The sequence below is a fragment of the Aquimarina rhodophyticola genome, from assembly GCF_042434915.1.
GTDB lineage: Bacteria > Bacteroidota > Bacteroidia > Flavobacteriales > Flavobacteriaceae > Aquimarina.
In genome coordinates, this window is the sequence record NZ_CP170198.1 from 767022 (window position 1) to 785657 (window position 18636).

At 34.8% G+C, this 18636-nt stretch carries 16 protein-coding genes; all 16 read right to left on the reverse strand.

The window, feature by feature from the left end:
* Positions 1-27 precede the first annotated feature (27 nt).
* The 16 genes from cobW to ACE939_RS03365 all read right to left on the reverse strand — a co-directional run bounded on the left by cobW (position 28) and on the right by ACE939_RS03365 (position 18581).
* On the reverse strand, positions 28-1038 hold the full coding sequence (gene cobW / locus ACE939_RS03290; RefSeq protein ID WP_378187357.1) for a cobalamin biosynthesis protein CobW: 1011 nt from the start codon (positions 1036-1038) through the stop codon (positions 28-30).
* A gap of 85 nt (positions 1039-1123) precedes the next feature.
* Positions 1124-1708 carry a cob(I)yrinic acid a,c-diamide adenosyltransferase gene (locus ACE939_RS03295; RefSeq protein WP_378187358.1) on the reverse strand — a complete coding sequence of 195 codons (585 nt, stop codon included), beginning with the start codon at positions 1706-1708 and terminating at the stop codon, positions 1124-1126.
* Complete coding sequence (locus ACE939_RS03300; protein WP_378187359.1) at positions 1705-3021, reverse strand: cobyrinate a,c-diamide synthase; 1317 nt, start codon at positions 3019-3021, stop codon at positions 1705-1707. The genes ACE939_RS03295 and ACE939_RS03300 overlap by 4 nt, the downstream gene beginning before the upstream one ends.
* Positions 3022-3031: 10 nt before the next feature.
* A complete protein-coding gene (locus tag ACE939_RS03305) occupies positions 3032-4675 on the reverse strand; it encodes an AAA family ATPase (protein ID WP_378187360.1) in 1644 nt (547 codons plus the stop codon).
* On the reverse strand, positions 4672-5388 hold the full coding sequence (locus ACE939_RS03310; protein WP_378187361.1) for a hypothetical protein: 717 nt from the start codon (positions 5386-5388) through the stop codon (positions 4672-4674). The genes ACE939_RS03305 and ACE939_RS03310 overlap by 4 nt, the downstream gene beginning before the upstream one ends.
* Positions 5385-6470, reverse strand: coding sequence for a cobalt-precorrin-5B (C(1))-methyltransferase (locus ACE939_RS03315; RefSeq protein ID WP_378187362.1), 1086 nt, complete (start codon positions 6468-6470; stop codon positions 5385-5387). The genes ACE939_RS03310 and ACE939_RS03315 overlap by 4 nt, the downstream gene beginning before the upstream one ends.
* Positions 6467-7249 carry a precorrin-6A/cobalt-precorrin-6A reductase gene (locus ACE939_RS03320; RefSeq protein WP_378187363.1) on the reverse strand — a complete coding sequence of 261 codons (783 nt, stop codon included), beginning with the start codon at positions 7247-7249 and terminating at the stop codon, positions 6467-6469. Before ACE939_RS03320 ends, ACE939_RS03315 begins: the two co-directional genes overlap by 4 nt.
* A 24-nt stretch (positions 7250-7273) precedes the next feature.
* Complete coding sequence (gene cobM / locus ACE939_RS03325) at positions 7274-9115, reverse strand: precorrin-4 C(11)-methyltransferase (RefSeq protein WP_378187364.1); 1842 nt, start codon at positions 9113-9115, stop codon at positions 7274-7276.
* A complete protein-coding gene (gene cbiE / locus ACE939_RS03330; RefSeq protein WP_378187365.1) occupies positions 9112-10317 on the reverse strand; it encodes a precorrin-6y C5,15-methyltransferase (decarboxylating) subunit CbiE in 1206 nt (401 codons plus the stop codon). Before cbiE ends, cobM begins: the two co-directional genes overlap by 4 nt.
* Before the next feature lie 3 nt (positions 10318-10320).
* A complete protein-coding gene (gene bluB / locus ACE939_RS03335; protein WP_378187366.1) occupies positions 10321-10959 on the reverse strand; it encodes a 5,6-dimethylbenzimidazole synthase in 639 nt (212 codons plus the stop codon).
* Between the two features lies 1 nt (position 10960).
* On the reverse strand, positions 10961-12337 hold the full coding sequence (gene cobJ, locus ACE939_RS03340; RefSeq protein ID WP_378187367.1) for a precorrin-3B C(17)-methyltransferase: 1377 nt from the start codon (positions 12335-12337) through the stop codon (positions 10961-10963).
* Positions 12334-13044, reverse strand: coding sequence for a precorrin-2 C(20)-methyltransferase (cobI, locus tag ACE939_RS03345; RefSeq protein WP_378187368.1), 711 nt, complete (start codon positions 13042-13044; stop codon positions 12334-12336). The genes cobJ and cobI overlap by 4 nt, the downstream gene beginning before the upstream one ends.
* Entirely contained in the window at positions 13041-13973 is a 933-nt protein-coding gene (locus ACE939_RS03350; RefSeq protein ID WP_378187369.1) for a sirohydrochlorin chelatase, read from the reverse strand. The genes cobI and ACE939_RS03350 overlap by 4 nt, the downstream gene beginning before the upstream one ends.
* Before the next feature lie 4 nt (positions 13974-13977).
* Positions 13978-15525: a uroporphyrinogen-III C-methyltransferase gene (gene cobA, locus ACE939_RS03355; protein WP_378187370.1), complete on the reverse strand. Its 1548-nt coding sequence runs from the start codon at positions 15523-15525 to the stop codon at positions 13978-13980.
* Positions 15522-16328 (reverse strand): ferredoxin, encoded by an 807-nt coding sequence (locus tag ACE939_RS03360; protein ID WP_378187371.1) that lies wholly within the window; start codon positions 16326-16328, stop codon positions 15522-15524. Before ACE939_RS03360 ends, cobA begins: the two co-directional genes overlap by 4 nt.
* A gap of 3 nt (positions 16329-16331) precedes the next feature.
* Positions 16332-18581 carry a TonB-dependent receptor gene (locus ACE939_RS03365; protein WP_378187372.1) on the reverse strand — a complete coding sequence of 750 codons (2250 nt, stop codon included), beginning with the start codon at positions 18579-18581 and terminating at the stop codon, positions 16332-16334.
* Positions 18582-18636: the final 55 nt, after the last annotated feature.

Genomic DNA, 18636 nt, shown 5'->3' on the forward strand with positions numbered 1-18636 from the left:
GTATACGTTAAAATAAGGCGTACTTATCTATTTTAATCCTTCAATTCCTTTACCAATTACAACTAAGCTTGTTTTACGTTCTTCATTTTCTCTCCAAGGTCGATCAAAATAATATTCAAATCGTGTACCTACTCCCTGCAATACCATACGCATTGATTTGTTAGGTATATTAACAAATCCTTTGATTCTGTAAACTTCATGTGTTGCAACGAGTTCTTTCAAAGTTTCAATTAGAGCCTTAATGTCTGTTGTTTCGTTATATTGGAGTAACGTATTTTGGATATCATCATTATGATGGTGGTGGTGGCCATGTTCATGGTGCGTTTCGTGAATTGAATGTCGATTAGCCACATCATCTTCAGCAGATGCTTCAATTCCTAACAATAATGTATTATCCAACACACCTTTTACAACAGGAATAATTTTAGTATTAGGCCTGGCTTTAGCAGTAATTATTGCTAATACTTCTTCAAATTTTTGAGTATCGATTAAATCTCTTTTACTAACAAGCACCAAATCAGCGCATGTTAACTGATCTAAAAAAAGTTCTTCGATGGGTGTTTCATGGTCCAATGAGTCATCTGCTAATCGCTGTTTTTGAACACGTTCTCTGTCACAAATTTCTCCCGTGGCTATTCCTACAGCATCTACCACGGTAATAACTGAATCAATCGTAATATGAGGTTTTAAATCGGGCCAGTTTACTGCCTTTACTAATGGTTTAGGCATTGATAATCCAGAAGTTTCTATGACTATGTGATCGATATCTTCTTTTCGCTCTAACAATTGCAGCATAGAGGGTAAAAATTCTTCTTGCACGGTGCAGCAGATACAACCGTTTGGTAATTGAATTAAGTTGCACTCATCCTCATCACACTCTGCCGTAGCAATTAATTGTCCATCAACATCTACTTCTCCAAACTCATTGACCAATACGGCAATACGTTTACCATTAGCATTTTTAAGCATATTATGTACTAAAGTTGTTTTTCCTACACCCAAAAATCCAGTGACTATTGTGATCGGTATTTTTTTCATATTTTTATTTTGTAATTTCTGTTTAATAAAATGCTGCTTGAGAGTTTATAATACGCTCAAACACTACGTTCATCATAGATAAAATTTAAGTGGTTTTCTTTTTCCTTTTGTATAAGAACAAGTTCCACTTTTCTTCTGCCACACCATGCTTATCCATTTCGGCTCTGGCCATAGTAAAAAATAAATCAGATAATCTATTGATATAGCTCATAATGTATTCATGCACACACTCTGGATCCTCTTGCATTAAGGTAACCAAGTAGCGTTCACCTCTTCTGGTTTGAGTACGACAAACGTGGCAAAGTGCCGATATTTCATTACCACCGGGTAACAAAAAGTAATCTGAAGGAGAACTGATACTATCTTCTAAAGCATCCATCCAAGTCTCACAAAACTGAGCTCCATCTATAGGTTCTGGGTTGGGATTTACTTTTTTAGAGATTGAAGGGCGTGCCAAATGTGACATCATATTCATCATGTCTTTTTGAATTCTATGTAAATTAGGTTGCCATTCGTGATCATTGCCTAATTGAGCACGTAACAATCCTATAGTCGAATTTACTTCGTCTAAGGTGCCAATACATTCAATTCTCGCAGAATTTTTAAATTCTCTTTTACCTCCAAAAACTCCAGTACTCCCGTTGTCTCCTTTTCGTGTGTAAATTTTCATGTGTTATTATTTAATTCGTTAATTAATTTTAAGAGAAGTTCTGATGTACCAAAATAATGATGTACATAAGAGCCTATTACGCGTTGTTTTTTATAAATTTTTGTTGTTGTATTGTTAGCTCGTGCATCTTTGATGTGTATGTCTAATGCGGCTTCTTTCAAGTTAATTAAACTTGAATAATGAAATTCATGTCCGTAAAACGTATGAGTATTCATTTCGGAAACACGATATCCTAAATGCAATTTTTTAAAGGCTATGGTAGCCTCAAAATCAAAAAAACTAACCATTGGATAGGCTTTTTGTTTTTCAGAAACAATAGCTTTTCCTAAATACATCATACCACCACATTCTGCATATATGCGACCATTATTATGCGCAAACTCTTTAATACTACACAACATATGTTTGTTACGGCTTAGTTCTTCAAGATAAGATTCTGGGTACCCCCCTGGAAGGTATAAAAAATCACTAGTTGGTATTTTAAGATCGTGTATTGGGCTAAAAAATTGAACTTCTCCTAAATCTCGCATTGCTTTAACATGTTGAGGATAGATAAAGTTAAAGGCTTCGTCACGGGCTACAGCAAATTTTATTGGCTGTCTAGATGCTTTTTTTACCGAAGTACGTTGTGAAGGCTTAACTTCTTTTGAAGCTGCTATGATAGCCTTCCAATCAACCGTTTTTTCTAATTGATCGGCTATTCGATCGATTACGATATCAAATTTTTCAATTTCATCAATATTTAATCCCAGATGACGTGATGGAATTTCAATAGCGTTGAGATTGGACAGATAACCGAAGCAGGGTACTGCAATATCATTACATGCTTCCTTCAACATATGAAAATGTCTTTCTGATCCAACACGATTAAAAATAACTCCCATGATTTGTACATCCTTATCAAAACTATTAAAACCTTGTATTAAAGGGGCTACAGAATAGGCTACAGCTTTAGCATCAATAACCATTAAAACAGGGGTTTTTAAGTTTTTGGCCAGATCGGCTGTACTGCCTTTATCCTTATGTGATCCATCAAACAAGCCCATTACCCCCTCAATGCAACGAACTCTAGCTTCTTTACCATAATTATCTAGATTGTTTTGTATTTCACTCGAAGTCATCATAAACATATCCAGATTGACACCCACATTGCCACAGGCCAATTTGTGAAATTTTGGGTCGATGTAGTCAGGTCCAACTTTAAAAGGCTGGACATTCATAGCATTACGTTTAAAAAGACGTAATAACCCTAGTGTAAGGGTTGTCTTGCCTGCATTACTACTGGGAGCTGATATGATAAATTGTTTAGTCAAAGCACAAAATTTAGAAAATGTCTGATATTAAATGTTCATAGGTCGCCGCAATACGATCCGCAAGTTCTCTAGCTTGTCCGATCCTCACCATTCCTTTTTCAGCATCGATTAGGTGAGTTTTATGAATTCCTTTACAATAGGTTTTAAAAGCCAATACAACATCCTCTACAGTATCACCTGTATTCAATTTACCGTCGGTTATTATGTGCAGATTATGAACGGAATCTATAGCTGCACATAACCCTTTTACTTGTCTAAAACCTGCAGTTAAATTTGTTTTTCCTCCTGTTTTAAGTGTAGTTAGATATGTTTCAACTTCTTGTAGAAGAGTCGTTTGTTTAGTAATTAATTGTGCTTCTCCATCAAATAGAGAAATAATAGAAAACTGAGTGTTTTGTTTTTTATTTGCAACTGCAATCTTGCAAACACTTCCTTTTGCATAGGCTATAATTTGATCTTTTAGCATAGAGCCGCTAGAATCAATTAAAAATATATGATGCTGCTTTAAAAAGGTGGCTTTTCGCTTTGTCTTTAATTCAAATTTGTCGGTAGCGACATATTGACTTACGGTTTTTTTTGTATCCAAAACCAAAAGTTTACTATTGGGGTTATGAATTGAACTTGCTCCTTCCTGAAAGGTATTAGTAGTTTTTTCCTTTAGTTTATGAAAGGTATTTTGAGGAATTAAAACACCAATCTTTTCTTCTGTAGGAAAACTTTTTTTTGAAGGTGCTTCGGATGGTTGCTGGGTTTGATTTTCTAGAGATTTATTAGGGTTAGAAGGGCTTTTTGTACTTCTATGATCCAACACAAATTTGGCAATTGTATCAACATCGCTAATTTTGATATCAAAAGACTTATTAAAAGCGGCAAATGCCCTTGCTGTTTTTACTAACAATATATCTGCTCGCAAACCTTCTACATGATGTGCGATAGCCAGACGACTACAGTATTCAATAATCCAATCAGTGACTTTAACAGAAGTTAAAATGTTTTTAGCAGCGATAATTTGCTTATAAATGACTACATCTTTTTCTTTGTAATTAGCAATAAATTCAGTTGGGTTATTGTCAAATTTAAAACGTTGTTTAACTATTTTTTGACGTATTACAGGATCTGTAGGTGTAGTTACAGTAACACTTAAACCAAAGCGATCCTTAAATTGTGGTCGCAGGCTTCCTTCTTCTGGATTCATAGATCCAATAAGACAAAATCTACTATCAAAAGTACGAGATAAACCTTCTCTCTCTAGGTAATAGTTACCAGAAGCAGCAGCATCTAATAAAACATCGGTTAGATAATCCTGTAATAAATTTACCTCGTCAACATATAATATACCTTGATGTGCCTGTGCCATCAAACCGAGATTTACTACTTCTTTTTTAGTATTGATAAGCTGTTCTAAATCTACACTACCGATAAGTCTGTCCTCAGAAACGCCAATTGGTAAATTTACAAAAGGATATTTTTGATAATCTCCCATTAGATTCGACAGCGATCGGATCAAAGTTGTTTTTCCTGTTCCTTTATCCCCAACAGCCAAAATTCCGCCAATGAGCGGGTCTATCAAATTTAAGATAAGTGCTAGCTTAAAATTATCTTGGCCAATTACAGCAGAAAAAGGAAAATTTTGTTGCTTCTTATTTTGTTTCATAATTGAGTAATACCTTTATATAGCCATATAATTCCTATTACGATCGACGCCGATCCAGCAATTGCATTCATCCATTTAAAAATCGATAAATTACGTTCCAAGAACCGACTCATCACATGAATTAAGACATAACTATAAACTCCCATAGCCACTATGATTCCTAAAGATTCAATAACTAGGATTAGAACTGCCTCGCTTAGCGATGTACTACTTAAGATAAGAGCCGATGTCAAAGCACCACCAGTACCTGCAAGTCCATGGAGCATTCCGATCCAAAATGATTTGTTCATTGGATTTACGGCAATTTCTTCGCCTTTTGTACCATGTAGATGTATTGGATTAGAGAGTTCATGTTCGTGTGGTTCAATTTTTTTATGCTCATTTACCATCGTATTAATCACATGATTTCTTTTGATGGCAACGATGCCCAACCATATCATTATAGGTCCCACGGCTAATTCGGCATAAAATGACATATCATTAATTACCAATGAGGCCATACTTTTAAAAAGCAATGCTACACCACCAAATAGTAAAAGGGTAACCGAATGACCAAATGCCCATTGTGATGCCTTACATACGGTTTTAAAACTAACCTTTTTATTGTTAATAGCATTCTCTGTGGCCAATACAGAAACTGCGGTTACATGATCGGGTTCAAAGGAGTGCAAAATACCAGCCATTAAAGGTCGTACTAAAGAAACTATTGTCATTTTTTAATGTATTTAATAAGTGTTCCGTCTTTGTGAATAAGGTAAATATCTAAGATTACCTGTTTTATTTTTATATGAGTATGTCGATAGCAGTGAGCCAATACGAGTTGAAAGAAGGGTGAATTTTGATTAAATTCGAATAATTCTACCAACCGTCCTGCCATAGATAAAGCTCTAATTTTATCTGCTTGTGTATAACCTACTTGTCTTGCTAACTCTATTATAAAGTCTTTATCCCAACTAGAAACACAACTATGGGTATCGGTTTTACCAGCAGCAAGTTTTACCGCTTTACCAAGCATGATACCAATACTTACTTTATTAATAGTGGAGTGATTAATTTTATCAAGAGTTTCACCAATCCAATTTCCGTAATGAATAAAAGCATATTCGGGTAGGTGCTTAAATTTGTCTGCTAGATACTTTTCGCTCCTAGCTCCCGAATTAAGTACGAGTTCTTTGGATTTATTAGCAACAGCGACATCAATCCCTTGAACAATACTAGCGATATAAGAAGAAGCAGAATAAGGTTTTACAATCCCTGTAGTTCCTAAGATTGAGATACCGTTTACTATGCCAACCCGTTCGTTGAGCGTACGTTTTGCTAATTTTTTACCATTAGTAACAAACACTGTGACGGCAACACCACACTCCAAATCATATGTATGCAGAAGCTTTTGAATAGCAGTAGTAATCATTTTGCGTGGCACTGGATTAATTGCAGGTTCACCAATAGCAAGTTCTAATCCTTTAAGAGTAACAGTACCAACACCATCTCCAGCAAAAAAGAGAATATCCCTTTGTTGTATTAATTTTACGATACAGCCGATTTCTGCTCCATTGGTTACATCGGGATCATCACCTGCATCTTTAATAACAGAGCATTTGGCAGTAGTTTTGGTGAATTCACAGTGATGAATCGGTATTGTAAGTTGTTTGTCAATAGGAAGATGTACATTAACAAAGGCATTCTTTTTTTGATGAATAATCGCCAGTAGTCCTGCTTTTGCAGCTGCTGTTGCACAGGTACCAGTCGTAAATCCATCTTTTAAAGGACCTTTTGGTGGTTCTCTCAAACTCATACGATAGGATTTTTTAGTAGTGATGAGACAGCTTGTGTAGATACTAATAAATCATAGACTTCAGCTTCATTAAATACTTGTTTAAAATACGAAGGAAGATCAGGTTGTGTTATAATTAGTATTTTTGTGTTAGTGTGCAATGCAGCTTGAATTTTAGTACTTAAAAAACCGCTATTGCCAGTTTCTTTGGTAAGAATATAAGCTATATTTTTATTTGTGATAAGGGCAATTTCTTCATCTAAGTTTGAAGAAGGTAAGCCTAGAATCAATTGTGATTTAGGAAAATTATCAAGACTTGCAATAGCTAAGGATTCGGGTCTGTTTAAGATTCTAAAATAAGTAGTGTTATGTTGCCACCATGATTTTAGTTTTTTGATTGATTGCACACCCGTGAGAGCTAATAAAGTCTTATTTTTTTCTAATATTTCTAATGCAGCAGCGTAGGTACCAACATAGGAAACCAAGGGATGCTTTGTTTTGGGAAGTAGTTTGCGTCCAAATCGAATAACAGGTATTTGTAAAGCTTCAGCTACTTTGGCAACTGTGGTATGAAGTATTTCAGCAAATGGATGAGCAGCATTGATGATTGTATGAATTCTATGCTCAACAATATATTGTTTTAAAAGTACTTGGGTCAATGCACCATACCGATAGCTTGCAATATTGGTTGTTTCAAACGAAATATTGGTTTTGGTAGAGTACACAAAAGGGATCTCTTTTTCCTGTAGCAGTGCTGCTATTTTTTTTCCTTCGGTAGTTCCTCCAAATACTAGTATCATTTGTTTTTTGATTATAAAGATTTCTTATTCTGTAACAACAAACTTTTTATTAGTTCTAAAAATATGCTTCCATTCTGGACTATATAATTGAGATCTGTTTTTACGAGCACCAATGGCATGTCCCACAACGATTAAAACCGTTCGTGTTTTCTTACTCTTTTTTACAATTGCTGCAAGATTTTGTAAAGTTCCTTCATAAATTTCTTCATCTTTCCAAGTAATTCTATACATAACAGCTACTGGGGTATTAGCGTCAAAATGTTCTAATAGTTGCGCCTGCACTTTTGCGGCAATACCAGCACTTAAAAAGATACACATGGTAGCATTAGTTGCTGCAAACGCTGCAATATTTTCTTTTACAGGCATTGGGGTTTTACCCTCTCCGCGAGTTAGAACTATAGATTGTACTACCTCGGGTATGGTAAATTCGGATTTTAAGACGGCAGCAGCTGCGCTAAAAGAGGAAATCCCAGGTACGATAAAGTAATCCATCTCTAGCGCATCAAAAATTGTCATTTGCTCTTGTATAGCTCCATATAACGAAGGATCACCGCATTGTAAACGTACAATCGAATTTCCTTTCTTATAATGTGTTTGCATTAGTGAGACTTGTTCTTCGAGAGTCATCATGGCCGAGTTTCTAACAATGGCATCGGGTTTACACCAATTTGTCATTTCTTCGGGAATCAAGCTTCCGGCATACAGTACACAATCGGCTTGTTCTAGATATAGTTTGCCTTTTACGGTGATTAATTCTTCGTCTCCAGGTCCCGCGCCAATGATAGCAATTGTAGCCTTACGCACGCTTTTTACATCGATTGCTACCGAAAAAGTGAATTTCTCACTCGTATTGATATGAATTTTTTGTTTTTCGATCAGTAATTCAGTATTTCCAGAAAGCAATAGAGCACAGGATTCTGATACACCATCTACGCCAATTTTGGATTGAACCATTTTACTAGGATTAGGTATCGAGATAGTGTTAATTTTTGCAGGTGTAAATGTGCTATAAACGATATTGTTTTCTCTACAAAAATCTAAATAAGCTTGTTGCGAAGCTTTAATATCGATAGAACCAAAGTTTTTTATGGCAGAAAAATGTAATCCTTTGGCTTCAAATTGTTGTTTTAAAGTTTCTTGAAAAAGAAGTGAATCGAGTTTTTTTGAACAACCTGATCCTACTGAAAGTACTTTTGGAATGAAAAATAAACTTGGTATACTTGGTTTATATATTTTATAACTTACTGCAATAAATAATTCAAATTGCGTATAATCAATGTCGGCTTCATCATAAAAAATAGTTACAAAAGTAGGTGTCGTTTTTTCTAAATAACGAGTACCACTATCTTTGATATCTAAAAGTAAGGCTGTTGATTTGTTGTTAACAAATAATGCCATTATTGTATTCATGGATACCGTATTTTTAGTTTTCCATTCATACTGACTACCTAGAATATCCAATGCCCAAATATTTTGTACATCACTAGAAGTAGATATAACCGGAGTTGCTCCCAAAATAGTTGCAACTTTTATTGCAAAGTCATTAGCACCTCCTTTATGGCCACTTAACACCGATTGAACATGTAATCCTAAATCATCTACAGAAATCACCGCAGGATCGGTATTTTTATCTCGAATATGGGGTGCTATTAGACGTACACAAATACCTAAGGCACTTACAAAACAAATGCCTTCTAATTTTGAAAAATTGTGATTGAGATAGTCCGAAATCGATGGGATGCTTGATACAGTATCATAAGGAGTCTCTAGGGTTGTTATTACCAAGGATTTTGGAAACTCTTTTTGAAGCGTAACGGCTATCTTTACACCTAATTCTGTTACTGCTATAATGGCTATTTTTTTCATTTTTTTCTCTTTTCTGCTGCGTGGATATAGATCTTATTATGGTTGTTAACCTGAATGGTGGTTGACTGAATCGAAAAATTTAAGGCTGTAAGTTCTCCAATAAATATAGAAGTACTAGTTTCAGTTACCGCGTTGGTTACTAGTCTTACCAATGGATTTAAAGTAAGAATTTGATGAATCAACTCTTTTAAACGTCCACCATGACCTCCAATAAAAACTACATCGGGAATCGGATATTTTTTTAAGTTGACATCAAAAAAATCGTTGATAACAATATCGATACCAGGCGCAGAGAGTTGTTCTATATTTGATTGAATAATAGGCGCACACTCTTTTCGCTTTTCGAATGCGAAGATTTTTAAATGTGGAAAATATTGTTTGGCTGCTATAGCTATAGAACCAGTACAAGAACCAACATCCCAAAAAACAGTTTTATTTTGTAACTGTAGCGCATTTATAGTGCTTAAGCGAATGGGCATTTTTGTAATCATATTTGGACGATTTGTTAACGGAATAAAATTTTCGTCAGCAATACCAAATACTTTTGCTTTAGGCTTTGTTTGTTTTAATAAGATACAGTTTAATGGGTGATGTGTTTTTTTTGAGCAAGTAACCAAGTCAAGTTGTTCTATATACTCATCGTCACCGTCTAGAGATTCTCCAACAGTAATGGTGTAGTTATTAAAACCATACTGTAACATGCGCTTTGCAATAATGGATGGTGTTTTTGTATAATCGGTCAATACACCAATTAATGTACTCCTGCTAATTAGCGCTTCGTCCAAGGTAGACCAATCTCTCCCGTGAACTGATACGGTTTTTAATTGATTATAATTTGTTTGAGTTTTGTGACAGAGTAATTGAATACTATTAAAATATGGAAATGCTTTTAGCGTAGCGTGGGGTAATAAACGTTGCAAAGTATTTCCAAAACCATAGAAAAAGGGGTCGCCAGAAGCAAATACCACAATCGAAGCGTCAACTGTTTTGTAGTTTTCCATTAAGGTATCCATTTTACCTGAAATTTCAATCCACTTATGATTTTTGGGTAGTAATGGTTGTACCAATTGATATTGACGTTTTCCACCAGAAAATACGGTCGATACTTTAATGAGTTGTAGCACTTCACTATTCCAAACGGGAGTAGAGTGATTACTAATACCAATCAAATAAAAATCAATATGTTTTGTGGTCTTAGTCATTTATTAATAAGATTCTTTAATGATAACGTCGTTAATATTCTTACGATTTTCCCATTGTAAACGTTCTAGTTCAGGCTTTTTATAAAACTCATCTACATAACCCAAACAGAGGTAACCAACTAATTGTCGGTCGATAGGAGCTTTTAAAATTTTTTTGACTTTGTCAGGGTTTAAAATACTTACCCAACCTAAACCAATATCCAAAGCCCGCGCCATCAACCACATATTTTGAATAGCACAAACTACCGAATAGATGCCTGACTCTTTCATAGTGGTTTGTCCTAATACAGTTTCTTGGCTAGGTTTATAAAAAACAGCGATGTTTACCGCAGATTCTAAGATACCTTCTAACTTTAATTGATTGTAAGCATGGGTTTTCTTTTTATTAAAAAGAGTTTTTGCTTTTTCGTTTTCTTCAAAAAAACTGTCTTTTATCTTATTTCTGGTAGCAAAATCACTAATGATGACAAACTCCCATGGTTGAGAAAAACCAACCGAGGGTGCATTGACTCCAGCAAATAGAATCTTATCTAACTTATCTTGAGCAATCGGTTTGTCTATAAAACGATTTCCTCTCACATCTCTTCTCGCTAGTATTATTTGCTCTAAAGTTTCGATATTTTCTGGAGTAAATTTTTTCATATTATTTTTTAAAAAAGTTTGAAGCATCTGGCAGAGTAAAAGCTGCATTTACGATTGCGGCAGCAACATTACTGCCACCACGGTTACCTTCAACAATTACCCAATCTGTAAAGCTTATTTGTGATAATTGCTCCTTTGCTTCTAATACGTTTACAAAACCAACAGGTACACCGATAACTCCAGCCGGTTTAAAACTTGTATTTCTTCTTAATTGTTCAACAATTTCGAATAAAGCAGTGGGCGCGTTTCCAACTACATATAAGGCATTGGGAAATTGATCAATAGCTTTTCTAATACCAGCTTGCGAGCGTGTTAAATTAGCTTCTTTTGCTACTACTTGAACGTCTTCATCATTTAATAGACAGTGTATTTGATTGCCGTATTGTTTAACAAAAGCTTTGGTAATTCCAGCTTTTACCATGGTAACATCAGTCACGATATCACCACCATTGATCAGATGAGTATGCCAGTGTTGAATAGCTTGTTCAGTAGCCAAATAGTGATTAAAATCTTCTAATATACCTGTAGTATGAATAATTCTTGTTATCGCCCATTGATCGGCAATAGTGACAGGTAGATCTTTGATATGTTCTGTAACAATTCTAAAACTTTCTTGCTGTATTTCTTCACCCGTATGGGGTTTTCTATCTAGATACCCGCGAGGTGTAACTAAAAAATTTTTAAACTGAAAGGTTTGTGAATTCCCAATCATTACTAAACAGAACATATCTACCTCTTCGGTATTAAACTCACCAAGCGTAGTAATTTTTATTTCTTCTTCTGGTCGGGTTACATGTCTTATAATAGCAACGGGAGTAGTAGGAGAGCGTTCTTCTAAAAATATTTTTTGGAGCTTTCCAAGTTGCCAATGTCTTTTTTCACTTCTTGGGTTGTACAAGCTAGTTACAAAATCCCCCATAGCTGCAGCTCTTATTCTTTTTTCAATTGTGTTCCAAGGAGTCATTAAATCAGATAATGATATACAGCAAAAATCATGACCCAAAGGAGCTCCTAATTTACTACCAGCAGCTAGAAAGGCAGAAACTCCTGGTAAGGTTTCTAGTGTTATGGTATTTTGATTTTCTTTGGATACTATTTCATAAACTATAGCTGCCATGGCATAAATACTGGCATCACCAGAACCTATAACCACCACATGTTTATCTTCTTTGGCCTTTTCGATTGCTTTATGAGCTCTTACTTCTTCTTTACCTAATGGCATAGCGATCAACTCAGCACTTTTTTTAAATAGCGATTGTGCAAATTGAAAATAATAGTCATAACCAATGATAACATCCGCTCTTTCTAAAGCATGTTTTACAATAGGTAACATATAATTTATATCTCCAGGACCAAGCCCTGCAACAGTTATTTTCATTTTTCATTTTTTTTTATCAGAATCAGAGAGAAATACGGAGTATCTCGCTTCAAGGCAGTTTTCCAATTATAGGTTATAAATTGTTGATCGGTACCCAGACGTTCACCATAGGTGATACTGTGTTTGTTATCGTCGATTACTGCAGCGATGATATCAATCACTGATTTTATTTTCATCAGTATAACTGTATCAAAATTGTGGATAGCATCACGTAATTCTTCTTCACATTGCACTCGCGGTATTATTGTTACTTTTTCATTTTGTAAGCATAAAGGGGTTTTACTTTCTGAAGCCATATGTAGGTAGGAGGTGATACCTGGTATTAAGCTGATAGCCAATTGTTGTTTTTTAATTTTTTCTAATAAATAAGAAAAAGAACTAAAAGTGCTTATATCTCCTTCGCTTACAATAGCGATTGACAACCCTTTTGTATAATCGGTAAGTATTTGTTGAAAAGTGCTTTCATACATGGCTTGCGCCTGAGTTCTTTCCAAATCCATCTTTAGATAAAATCCAACTAATTTTTCTGAAGCTAACTTGTAATGATTCAAAATCATGCCCGAATAACTAGTTTTTCTACCGTTGCTAAAAATAGATCCAGGGTAGTATATTTTTTCGACTTGTTGTAATGTTTTTAAACCTTTGACTGTAATTAAATCAGGATCGCCAGGACCTAAAGAAACACCATATATGCTGCCTGTACTCATATCCCTAAGCCCTTTTTAATTTCAGTAAATAAACTTCTTTTTTGTCCTACCTTATCATCTTCTTCAAATAGAACACCTTTGACGCCTAAATGATGGCCTATTTGTTCTTTACCCATTTCAGATTCAACACCTACAATTTGTTTTCTGTATTTACATAATTGACAGTTCATATTTGCAGTGCCATTAATGGTTTCTTCTAGGCGCTCATCAAAAGCTTTAAGTATCAATTCATCGCTACCAAATGCTTGTGTATAAATGTATTGGTGAGATGATTTTGAGTCAAACTCACGAATCTCACTGTAGATACGTTCCAACAGAATACCAGTAAAAAAGAAAAACGGAATTGCTATAGTTCGTTTAAATCCCATTTTGCTAGTTAATTCTAAACTTTTGGTTACAGTCGGATAAGCCGTACCACTATACGCAACCGTGGTAAAACCAAACCCCATACCTTCTCCTAGCATACAGGCTAACTTATGGACATCAGAATTTGCATCTGTATCGGTAGTTCCTCTTCCTACCACCATTAAGCACACTTCTCTTCGATCCATGGGAGAATAGTTGCTTTCTGTCTCCAGAACCCGTTTTTGAGCTAATTGCAATAAAAATGAATTTACACCGAGATGTTTTCCCATTTTGATAGTTAGATCTTTGTAATAGCTCTGTATGGTATTCATCTCATACGGAATGTCATTTTTTGCATGAGAACCTGCAAATAGTATGATTGGTAGTGCATAAATTTCACGAACTCCATTTTGATACATACGTTCGACCGAGGCTTCGTAAACAGGATGGTTAAATTCTAAAAATCCATAGTCTACCTCGTACTCGGTATACCGAGCCTTTAGGGCTGCTACCAGTTCTTTAAAAGCTGAAGTTCCTGTTTTTGTCCTGCTTCCATGTCCGCAAAGTAAAATTCCTTTTTTCATAGTGTTAATTGATAGGGTTTACCCCAATTAAAAAGACTACGGGCATTTGTAGTTCTTGTTTTTTAATATCGTGTTCTATAGTACCTAATGTTGATGAAAGTAACGTTTCATTTTCTCTTGAAACATTTGAGATAGCGTTAATTGGAATGTCCTTATTTTTGCAAACGTTTAACAACTTTGGTATGATTTTATCTAAGCTTTTAAGCCCCATGTATAGAGCAAGAGTATTTCCTGCATTAAGCATCTCTGCAATTCCTTTAAGTTGAGCAGTAGAGTAATCTGCAGTATGTGCAGTGCATATTAGAATAGCATTGGATTGTCTTCTTTCGGTAATCGGAATATTTACAGCACTGGCTGCGGCTAAGGCAGCCGATATTCCTGGAACTACAATAAAGGGGAGTCGATGCTTTTTCAAGAACCGAACCTCCTCGGCAGCTCTACCGTATATATAAGGATCTCCAGATTTTATACGAACTACTTTATCTCCTTGTTCACAATGTGATTTTAATAATTGATTGATTTTATTTTGACGTGTTTCCTGATCTTCTTTATCACCAAATTTTCTACCTACATAAATGCGTTGTGCATGTGTATTAATTTCTAAAATCTCTTTAGAAATTAAATTATCATGAAGAATAACTTCGGCATCCTCAATTGCATGCAAAGCTTTTATTGTTAACAGGTTTTTATTACCTGGTCCTGCACCTATTATGGCTATTTCGGGCAATTTATTTTTAGTAAAAACCCATTCTGGGTTAGAGAATTCATACTCAAAATTGAGTAATTTTTTTGATTTTGAATTATCTATAATTTTAAAAAGTTCTTGTGAAGTTTTCTCAAATACAGGTGTAGGTAAATTTAGTGCTGTTGCAGCATTTTTATAATATGCATTACGTGGGGGATGTAGATCAGCGCAGCCGTTAATAATTTGACCAAAACATTTTTGTTCTATAATATTTTGAATTAATCTAATAGCATCGTGCTGATGAATTAGGTTAACAGGTACATTGGGATTTTTAAGTTCTTTTTTATTTGCTAGAAATCTCCCTGGATGACGTTTGGGTCCTATTAATCCAGCTAAACGTAAAATTGTTAGATTATTTCCAAAGTGATCCTGTAATAAGCGTTCGGCTTGTATTAAAGCTTTTCCCGATGCTTTTTCTGGAAAACATGTTAAAGTTTCATTAACCAGACTATTAACATTATGATAAACTGATGTTGAACTAACAAAAATTACTTTGATTGATTTGGGTGTTTTCTTTATAATCTGCTCGATTTGAAGTGGATGTAAGATCTCAATACCATCCATTCGTTTTGGAGGAAAATTTATGATAAGCGTTGATGTTTCTGCGATAAAAGCTTCCCAATCTCCAATAATAGCGTCGGCTTCAACTTTTATTCTAGCAGTATAAAAAGGATAATTGGCTAATGCTTTAAGATTAGTTATCTCAGAGGTGCTTCCTTTTATTGTATGCTTACTTTTGTGAAGCTGTAGAGCAAGTGGTAAACCTAACCATCCTAATCCTACAATAGAAGTTTGTTGTTTACTCATAACAATGACAGGTCTAAACGTGCATTTTTAAGTTGAATTTTGGTACAATATTTCCACCCAGTGGTTGTTGTAGCATCAAACATTATTTTACCTATCGTCTCACCAAATTTATTTTTAAAACGAATACCAGTTTGATGGGCTCCTTTTTGGTAAAAGTATTCGGTAGTAGAAATTTTTAAACGTTGTATTATTTTATTCTCTTTTGAAACAGAACCAATTATCAAAGGGATGCACATCTTTTTGGTGTGCAATTCTAACGTATACGTTTTAGTATACACCACAGTATCTATTTCTTCAAATGCGACTGGGCTGTTTTTTGACATACAAAGGTGAGCACCTATTGGATTTTCTTTTAGAAATAAGAATAAGGGATATAAATATTGATCCGAGCTAAAACCTTTGGTAATAAGACATGCACCCAATTCTTTATCTATCTTTAGCTCAAAATCTTTGGGTTGTATAGGAGCTTTTTCATTGTTTGACTGTTGTTTACCCCATCCTTTTTGATATAACAGGTCGGTTTCAACAGGCCCACTCTGCATAGTATGTTTTTTAATTATAGGTGCTATTTTGAGAGGAGTAAGTTCTTTATACCAATATTCTCCTGGATGTACAATGCACGTAGGTGCATCTTCACACCTCCCGTTACACCTAGTTTTGATTGTATGCGTACTATCCCATAATTCGTTATTTCGCAAATAAGCTCTAGCTTCTCTAACAACTTTTTCACTGCCAGCTTTTTGACATGAACCCCCATCACAAAAGAAAAAAGTGTGTGTTGTATTAGCAATGTTTTTACCCATAATCTAAAAGAAATATGTTAAACTTAATTTTGTTGAAAAAGGAGTACCTGAAGTAAAGTGGATATCATTTACTGGCTGTGATTCTCCTTGTAATTGAGAGGAGTCATAAAATACTGCTTCCCTCCAAGGTGTATCAAAAAGATTTTCGACAAATAGACCTAATTGATACTTTGGTTTAGTATAATTGATAACTAAATCTGTAATAAAATAGCTTTGAGCAATGATATTTTCACTTTCAGTTAAGGGACGTTCCCCTAAGTAACGATAACGTAATGAAGTATTAATACCGTTTTGTAAGCGTAAAGTAGCGCCTCCTGTCGAAGTTAATCTTGGTGCACTTGGTATTTTATCCTCGCCTTGAGGAGCATCAAGTAAAGTTCCATAGCTATAATTTAAATCAGTATCGAACCAAAAATAGGGTAGTGGTTGATATCTAAAAGAAACCTCGCCACCTAGACGTTGGGACCTGCCTTTATTTTCATATTCAAAACCATCTGTAACAAATACAAACTCGGCATCACTTTGCAAATAAAAGCCAGCAAGATTACCTACAAGTTTTTTACCTACCTTAAATTCTGTACCCAGGTCATATCCGATGGCTTTTGGCAACGGACTTACATTTTTATTAGTTACTGCAGCATTGGCATAATTTGAATGAAACCCAGAACTTGCTTTGGCATACAACAGAAGACTGTTGGAGAGGTCATAAAATAGACTTACTTTAGGACTTACTCTAAATGCAGTTGTTGTTTTACGCTGTGGTATAGGATTTTTTTCAGTTACATCAAAATCAAATAAATCCCCTCTAACTCCTACCAATAAACTCACTCTTGATACTAATTGCCATCTTTCTTTTAAAAAAAACCCATAATTCGTCTCCTTAATATCCAAGGCATTTACTGGTGTTAAAAGGGATTTTCCAATGGTATTGTTAAGTCCTATAGTATTGTTAGTATGATTTACAGACCAACCAAAGGTTGTGGTACTATTAGATAGCTGCCATAAGTTTTTTGAAGTTATAGCTCCTTTATAAGCAAAAATATTTCGATGTTCATATTGATGAATCATGTCACCATTGATAGGGTCGTTTTGAAAAAATGTAAAATTTGAAAATAAATTATAGTCATTTGAGACAAAATATACTTGATTAGTAAAATTTGTCTTACTTGATAAACGCGAACTTAGCTGTGCGTTAATATGGATTCTTTTGGTATCTCCTCCTTCTTGATCATCGATGGCGCCATATCGACTAATTGCTCCACTATTAACTGCACGAAGTGGTATTTGCCCTGAAGCGTTCCAATTACTGTGAAAAGTAGAAATAGACGTAGATAATTTATGTTTTTCTGAAAGAGGAATTACATATTTGGTAAAAGTATTAAGTCTTTTAAGATGTTGATCAGCGTCAAAAAAACTGTTGTTATAGGTCCCCTCGATAGCCATGTATGCTTGTTCATTTTCTTTGATCAAAAAGTTGTTTTCATTTAAAAGTGAAATCATTGCCAAAGCTCTAATAAAATCATATTGGCCATATTCTAATTTAACAATATTACGATCTAGTCTATCTCTTGAAGTAAACTTAGCTGCTCCAGAAACAGCAAAATTACCAAGAGAAGTTTCATGTGGGCCTTTATAATAATCAGCGGTCTGTACTGTTTCGGGAATTAAAAAGTGTAAGTCCGCATATCCTTGTCCATGCGCATGAGAACTCAGGTTAACCCCGATATTATCAACAAGTACGGCAAAGTCGGTACCATGATCATTATCAAATCCTCTGAGAAATATTTGTTCAGCTTTTCCTCCACCTGCGTGTTGTGCGATAAATAACCCTGGTATTGCTTTTAGATAATCTTGTGCACTAGCAATAGGTCGTAATCGTAATGAAATTTCTGAAACTTTTTGAGTTCCTAATTTTTTTTGGTAGCTAGACTTTATAACAGTTTCAGAAAGTTGGATAATTTCTTTTTCTAAGGTTATAGTCAAATTATTAGACTCTTTTTTTACATTGATCGTTTTATAAAGATAGCCTGGAGAATTAAAGATGATTTGTATAGGAAGCTTTTCTAATGAAATCGAAAAGTTACCACTACTATCGGTAACACCTTTAAATAGATTGTCGGCGGTTATACGAACTGGTGAAATGGGTAACTTAGATTCTTGATCAGTTACGTTACCTCGAATTGTAACATTTTGTGCACATATGGATAGTGAAAAACACTGTATCCATAGACTGCATAAAATCAATTTTTGCATTTAAAAATGAAATTAAGCAGGCAAGGAAAGAAAGTATGAAAAAACATAATTCCTA